The organism is bacterium, from assembly GCA_030654305.1.
GTDB lineage: Bacteria > Krumholzibacteriota > Krumholzibacteriia > LZORAL124-64-63 > LZORAL124-64-63 > PNOJ01.
Map to the genome: position 1 here is coordinate 1 of JAURXS010000075.1, position 6301 is coordinate 6301.

At 69.1% G+C, this 6301-nt stretch carries 6 protein-coding genes; 5 read left to right on the forward strand and 1 reads right to left on the reverse strand.

Translation table 11 applies throughout. The features are described 5' to 3' along the window. A partial coding sequence (locus Q7W29_01945) for a gamma-glutamyltransferase (protein ID MDO9170573.1) occupies positions 1–468 on the reverse strand: 468 nt, incomplete at its 3' end. A gap of 203 nt (positions 469–671) precedes the next feature. Between Q7W29_01945 and Q7W29_01950 the strand changes: the two genes are divergently transcribed. The 5 genes from Q7W29_01950 to Q7W29_01970 form a co-directional block, all read left to right on the forward strand. Next, positions 672–1757, forward strand: a complete 1086-nt coding sequence (locus Q7W29_01950) for a DUF4956 domain-containing protein (GenBank protein ID MDO9170574.1) — start codon at positions 672–674, stop codon at positions 1755–1757. Then, on the forward strand, positions 1754–2641 hold the full coding sequence (locus Q7W29_01955) for a hypothetical protein (GenBank protein ID MDO9170575.1): 888 nt from the start codon (positions 1754–1756) through the stop codon (positions 2639–2641). The genes Q7W29_01950 and Q7W29_01955 overlap by 4 nt, the downstream gene beginning before the upstream one ends. 4 nt (positions 2642–2645) lie before the next feature. Beyond that, on the forward strand, positions 2646–5198 hold the full coding sequence (locus Q7W29_01960; GenBank protein ID MDO9170576.1) for a BamA/TamA family outer membrane protein: 2553 nt from the start codon (positions 2646–2648) through the stop codon (positions 5196–5198). Positions 5199–5429: 231 nt separating this feature from the next. Further along, positions 5430–6035 carry a hypothetical protein gene (locus Q7W29_01965; protein ID MDO9170577.1) on the forward strand — a complete coding sequence of 202 codons (606 nt, stop codon included), beginning with the start codon at positions 5430–5432 and terminating at the stop codon, positions 6033–6035. A gap of 21 nt (positions 6036–6056) precedes the next feature. Next, positions 6057–6301, forward strand: a 245-nt coding sequence (locus Q7W29_01970; protein MDO9170578.1) for a hypothetical protein, incomplete at its 3' end; no start/stop codon positions are given.

A 6301-nucleotide genomic window follows, 5' to 3' on the forward strand; every position in this document is an offset into this window, starting at 1 on the left:
CCCGAACTTCGCGTGCAGCTCGAACCAGCCGTCCACGCAGCCGGGGACCGAGATCGGCAACGGGCCGCGCGGCGGCACGAACTCCAGGCCGCGCTTCTGGAACTCCTCCAGCGTGAGAGCGCGGGGTGAGCGGCCGCTGGCGTTCAAGCCGTAGAGCCGGCGGGTCTTCGCGTCCCAGACGATGGCGAACAGGTCGCCGCCGATGCCGCTGCCGGTGGGTTCCATCAGGCCGAGGGCGGCGTTGGCCGCGATGGCCGCGTCGACGGCCGAACCGCCGGCCTTCAGCACGTCCAGGGCGATCTGCGTGGCCAGGGGTTGGCTGGTGCAGGCCATGGCGTGAGGCGCGATCACCTCGGAGCGGGTCGTGAAGCTGCTGCCGGTCACGCGGTCCGCCGCGGCAGACGGGCCGGGCGCCAGAACGGAGTGAAGGGCGAGCAGGGCGAAGGCGGCGTAAGACTTGCGGCGCATGGTCGGCTCCTTGTGGTTGTGCGCGGCGATCGTATCGCAAAGCGTGACGGGGGGCCAGCATCGGCTGATTCGCGCCGTCCCGGAATCGTGCGGTCGGGCGGCCACGAGGTATGTGATCTATGCTGTGATCCTCGATATCCCTTTGCGGAAGTCCGTACTCTCGCGAAACAGTCGGGCTCAACGGCTTCGAAGGGACCAAGAGCATGGGCTTCTTCAGGCGACTCATCGATTTCTTCACCCTGGGTTCCGACCACCCTGTCCGCCGGCTCCTTGCCTATTATCTGGTCCTGGCCGCCGTCGTCGGTGTGCTGATCTATTTCTTCCCCGTCTTCGACAAGGTGATCGGCAGCGCCCAGATCGACGCGGCGACTACGGGCCCGCAGGTGCTCGAGGACGGGCTGAAGTCGGGAACGATCCGCGGTTTCGACGCCGAACTCTCCCCCCGGCTCGAGTTCACGCTGAGCACGTTGATCATCCTGATGGGCACGCTCGTCCTGATGCTGCCGGTCTCCTGGGTCTACATGTCGACGCGGTACAACAAGGGCCACGACCAGCAGGTGGCCCAGACCCTCATCTTCCTGCCGCTGGTGGTGGCGGGGGTCGTCCTGGTCGTGCAGAACAGCCTCGCCCTGGCGTTCAGTCTCGCCGGCGTCGTCGCGGCGGTGCGGTTCCGCACCACGCTCCGGGACACGCGCGATGTGGTGTTCATCTTCCTCGCGATCGCCGTGGGCTTCGCCGCGGGCGTGCAGACCCTGATCGTGGCGGCGCTCGTCTCGGTCGTGTTCAACTTCGTGCTCATCCTGACCTGGCGCTACGATTTCGGCCGCAGCGTCCTGACGCCCACCGCGGTCTCCGAGTGGGGCGCGCCGCTGGAAGAACTGGCGGGGAGCCGGGCCGGCAAGAACGTCTCGGACCGGGACCTGGTGCTGGCCCTCGATCAGAAGCAGGCCCTGGCCCTGGCCGAGCGCTTCGCCCGGGTCCGGAGGCTCCTCGGCCCGCAGGGCCACAAGCCCCGCTACAACGCGGTCCTCACCGTCACGACCGAGGCGCTCTCCGAAGCTCAGGCGGCGATCGCCGAAGCCCTCGACCAGGTAGCCGGCCGCTGGCGCCTGGATGAAGCCGTTTCCAACGAAGGCAAGCCGTCCGAACTCTACTATCTGGTACGGATCCGCAAGTCCATGTCCAGGGACGACCTGCTCACCGCGGTGCGTGACCGGGCGGCGGACAAGATCACCAGCGCCGACGTCCAGCTCTCGAAAACCACCGACGAACACGAAGACAAATCATGAGGCGCCCCCCGTTGGCCGCGGCGCTGACCGCCGCGCTGCTGGCGGGGGCCGGATGTGGGAATTCCGACGTCGACGTCCTGGCGACCCGCGAGACGCGCCTGGCCGCGGCCCTCGCGGACACGGGTTCCGCGGGCCGCCCCGTCGCCCGCTGGATCCTGCCCCCCGACCTGGCGGAGATCTCGGGACTGGCGCTCACGCCCGACGGCCGGCTCTTCGCGCACAACGACGAGTCGTCCCTGATCACCGAACTCGACTACCGCCGTGGCGCCGTCATCAAGCAGTTCTACGTCGGGAAGCAGAACCTGGTCGGGGACTTCGAGGGCCTCGCCTGTGTCGGGGACCGGTTCTTCCTGCTGTCGAGCAACGGCAAGCTCTACGAGTTCGCGGAGGGCGCGGCGCAGGAGCGGGTCGACTACACGGAGCACGACACCCGTCTCGGCAAGGAATGCGAATTCGAGAGCGTGGCCTACGATTCGACGGCCAACGCGCTGATCCTCGCCTGCAAGAACGTCAAGTCGAAGCGACTCGAGAGCATGCTGGTGTTCTACCGCTACGACCTCGACGCGACCGGGGAGGCCGGAGTTTCCGAGTTCACGATCCCGTTCGCCGAAGCGATCGGCGGCAACGACTGGAAGCAGTTGCATCCGACCGACCTCACGGTGGACCCGTTCAGCGGCAACTACGTGCTCGTGGCGGCTCCGGAGAAGGCGTTCCTTTCGATCACGCCGGCCGGCGCGGTCGTCTTCTCCCGACCGCTCAGCGGCCGGCACCCGCAATCCGAGGGGATCGCCATCACCAGGGACGGCATCCTGATCATCAGTGACGAATCGGTCAACGCCGCGGCGACCATCACGCTGTACCGCTGGCCCCGAGGGGCGGTTTGAACCCATGCAGCCCTTCTCCATCCCCCGACTGCCAGGCGTCCTCGCCTTCGTGATCGCGCTCGGCGCGGTGGGCGCCTTCGCGCAGGTCACCCCCCCGCCACCTCCCGGCACCGCCACGGCGACGGTCGCGGCCGGCGCCCGGTACCACGGGGGCTGGCTGCGGCGCCTCCTCCTCGGCGACACCTACCGCGATCTCTGGGTCACCCCCATCGAGGTCCCGGTCCTGGACCTGGGCGCCTACGCCGGCGGCCTGACGCCGACCAAGACGGGCGGCGGCAACCAGACGCGGTCGTTGCGGTTCGAGGACCCGCAGGGCCGAGAGTACGTGTTCCGACTGGTGGACAAGGACGGCCTGACGATCTACCCGGGGTACGAGAACACCGTCCTGGAGGGCGCGACCCGCGACCAGATCAGCGCGCACCACCCCGCCGGCGCGGTGGTGGCCGACCGGTTGATGGCGGCGGCCGGCATCCCGCACCCGACCCCGGTGCTCCACGTGATGCCGGACGACCCCCGGCTGGGAAAATTCCGGGAAGAGTTCGCCGGACGGCTGGGCATGATCGAGATCCTGCCCACCGTGCCGGACGATACCGCGGGCTTCGCCGGCGCCGTCGCGATCATCGACAGCGACAGCCTGCTGACGCTGCTCGACGCGGATCCAGGGACGCGGTTCGACGCGCGCGCCTACCTCGTCGCGCGCCTGCTGGACATGTTCATGAACGACTGGGACCGCCATCCGGGGAACTGGAAATGGGCGCGAATGACGCCCGGGGGCGACTGGCTGCCCATCCCGCGCGATCGCGACAAGGTCATGATCGAATACGGCGGGCTCGCCGCAATCGCCGGGGCGAAGATCCCCAACCTGGTCCGCTTCGGAGACTCCTATCCGAGCCTGCGCGCGTTGACCTGCAACAGCCTCGATTCCGACCGCCGCCTGCTCGGCGGGCTCGAAGCGGCGGTGTTCGACTCCGCCGCCGTCTTCCTGGCCGGGCGCCTCACCGACCCGGTCATCGAGGCGGCGCTGCGGGCCATGCCCGTCGAGTACCAGGCGTCGGTGCCGGCCGCGGCAGCCAAGCTGATGGCCCGCCGCGACCTGCTGCCTGCGCAGGCCAAGCGCTTCTACCTCTTCCTGGCGGACGTGGTGGATCTCCATGCCACCGACGCGGCCGATCGCGCCACCGTCACCTTCATCGACGACCGCCACCTCGAGGTCGAGATCGGCTCCGGAGACGAGGCGCCGTATTACCGGCGCCGTTTCGTCGCGCCGGACACCCGCGAGATCCGGCTCTACCTGCACGAGGGTGACGATCGGGCCGTGGTGCGGGGCGACGCGCCGCCGGCGATGCGGGTGCGCGTCATCGGCGGCAACGGCGCCAACCAGCTGAGCGACTCGTCTAGCGCCGCCGGCCGGCCCGGCGCGGCCCGCTTCTACGACCGGGGCGCCGTCACCGGGATCGGGTACGGGCCGGACGCGCTCTTCGACCGCCGGCCATGGCCGCGCCCGTGGGGTCCGGCACAGGTCCCCGGCCGCGACTGGGGAACGAGAACATCCCCCCTCGTGGGACTCGGCGCCCCCGGCGATGTCGGTGTCGTCATCCGGCTGGGCGTCAACCGGGAGCGTTACGGCTTCCGCAAATACCCCTACGCCAGCCGGACCGCGTTGATCGGGGAGTATGCCGCGGGGGTCGGGGCGTGGCGGGTGACCGGCCTCTTTGACAAGCGGCGGGAAGAGTCAGCCGTCCACGTGACGGCGGCGGCCCGGATGTCGGAAATCGAAGTGCTCAATTTCCACGGCCTCGGCAACGACACTCCGGACGGCCCGATGGCGTACCACGAGACCCACCAGCGGCAGTGGCTGTTCCATCCCGCCGTGGCCTACGCGCTGGGACGCCGCAGCGACATCTTCCTCGGGCCGGTGATCCAGTACTCCACCACCGGCAGCTCGCCGGGCCACTACCTCTACGAACGTCGGCCTTACGGTTACGGAGACTACGGACAAGCGGGGCTCCGTCTGGGATTGTACAGCGACACCCGCAACCGGTCGAAGGATCCGAGCCGCGGCCTGTTGCTCGACCTCAGCGCGACGGTCTACCCGGCGGTGTGGGACGTCGTCTCCACGTTCGGCGTCCTCGCCGTCAATACCGGAGGGTACTACTCGCTGCACCTGCCGCTGCGCCCGGTCCTCGCCCTGCGCGCGGGCGGGAAGAAGGTCTACGGCGAGTTCCCGTTCCACGAGGCGGCCTTCATCGGCGGCCGCTCCTCGGTCCGGGGACTGGACCGCGAGCGCTACGCCGGCGATGCGGCGGTCTACGGCACGGCGGAACTCCAGATCACCCTGATCCGCTTCGCCGTCCTGCTGCCGCTGGACATCGGCGTGTACGGGTACGGCGACGCCGGGCGCGTCTACGCGGATTGGGAGTCGCCCGGCGGGTGGCACGACTCGACCGGCGTCGGTTTCTGGGTCGGCGTGCTGAACCCGGCCACCGCCGTGAGTCTCGAGCTGGGCGACCCGCGCGGCCGCAGCGGCTTCCGGGTACGAACCGGGCTGACCTTCTAGAGTCGCCGATGGCGGGGGGCGACGATCGGGTCTACGTTGCCCGCGCACCACCGACGCCAGGCGACCGCCGGCGGGGGACACGCGCAAGCCTCCGGTCTTCACCAGCCGCACGTCCACGCACTTCGCCCTCCGTCACGGTTCGTCTTGGCTTCGGTCTACCGATCTCCCCGCCAAGCACGAGCCCCCCAGGCTTCGGCCGGACCCGCATCCGGCAGTCAGGATGGCATCGCCATGAAGAACTCGCTCCGCGTCCTCATCCTGGCCGGCGTCGTCTTCGCCGCGCCGGTCCTCTACCGCGCGTACGCCGGCGTGACCACGCCCAAGTCCATGGTCGCGAGCCCCGTCACGCTCTCCGCGCCCGAGGCGCTGAACGTCACGGATTTCGAGGCGCGCCTCAAGGACTACCTGGCCCTCCATCAGAAATTCGAAGGGACGCTCCCGGCGCTCTCGAACAAGTCGACACCCGCGCAGGTCGAATCGAACCAGCTGGCGCTCAACGCGCTGATCAAAAACGCCAGAGCGGATGCGGTGCAGGGTGAATTCTTCACGCCGGGCATCCGGGCGGTTGCGGTCCGAGCGCTGGAAGGGGCCCTCGCCGGCCCCGCCGGCAAGGCCAGCCGGGAATCGATCCTGGACGAAAACACCAACGTGGCGAATCTCCACGTGAACGATCGGTACCCGGACGCGATCCCGCTCGCGACGATGCCGCTGCAGGTGCTGGAGGCCCTGCCGAAGCTGAGCGAGGGCCTGGAATACCGATTCGTCGGCGAGCGCCTGGTCCTCCTGGATACCCATGCCAACCTGATCGTCGATTTCACGGACAACATCCTGCCGTAGCGGCATTGGTGGAGTGTGACCATGAAGATGCGCTGGCTCCTGCTGCCCCTGTTCGCAGCCTCCCTGATCGCGGGCGGCTGCACCTCCGGGATCCCGGTCGCGACCGACCCAGCCACCGTCGAGGCCTCCCAAGGCGCGGCCGAAGCCCCGATCCCGCTGCCGACCGAGAAGGATTCCCTGAAGTTCGCCGTGCTGGGGGACTACGGCACGGGAGGGACCGGGCAGTACGAACTGGCGGCCGAGATGGCGCGCGTCCACGAAGGCTT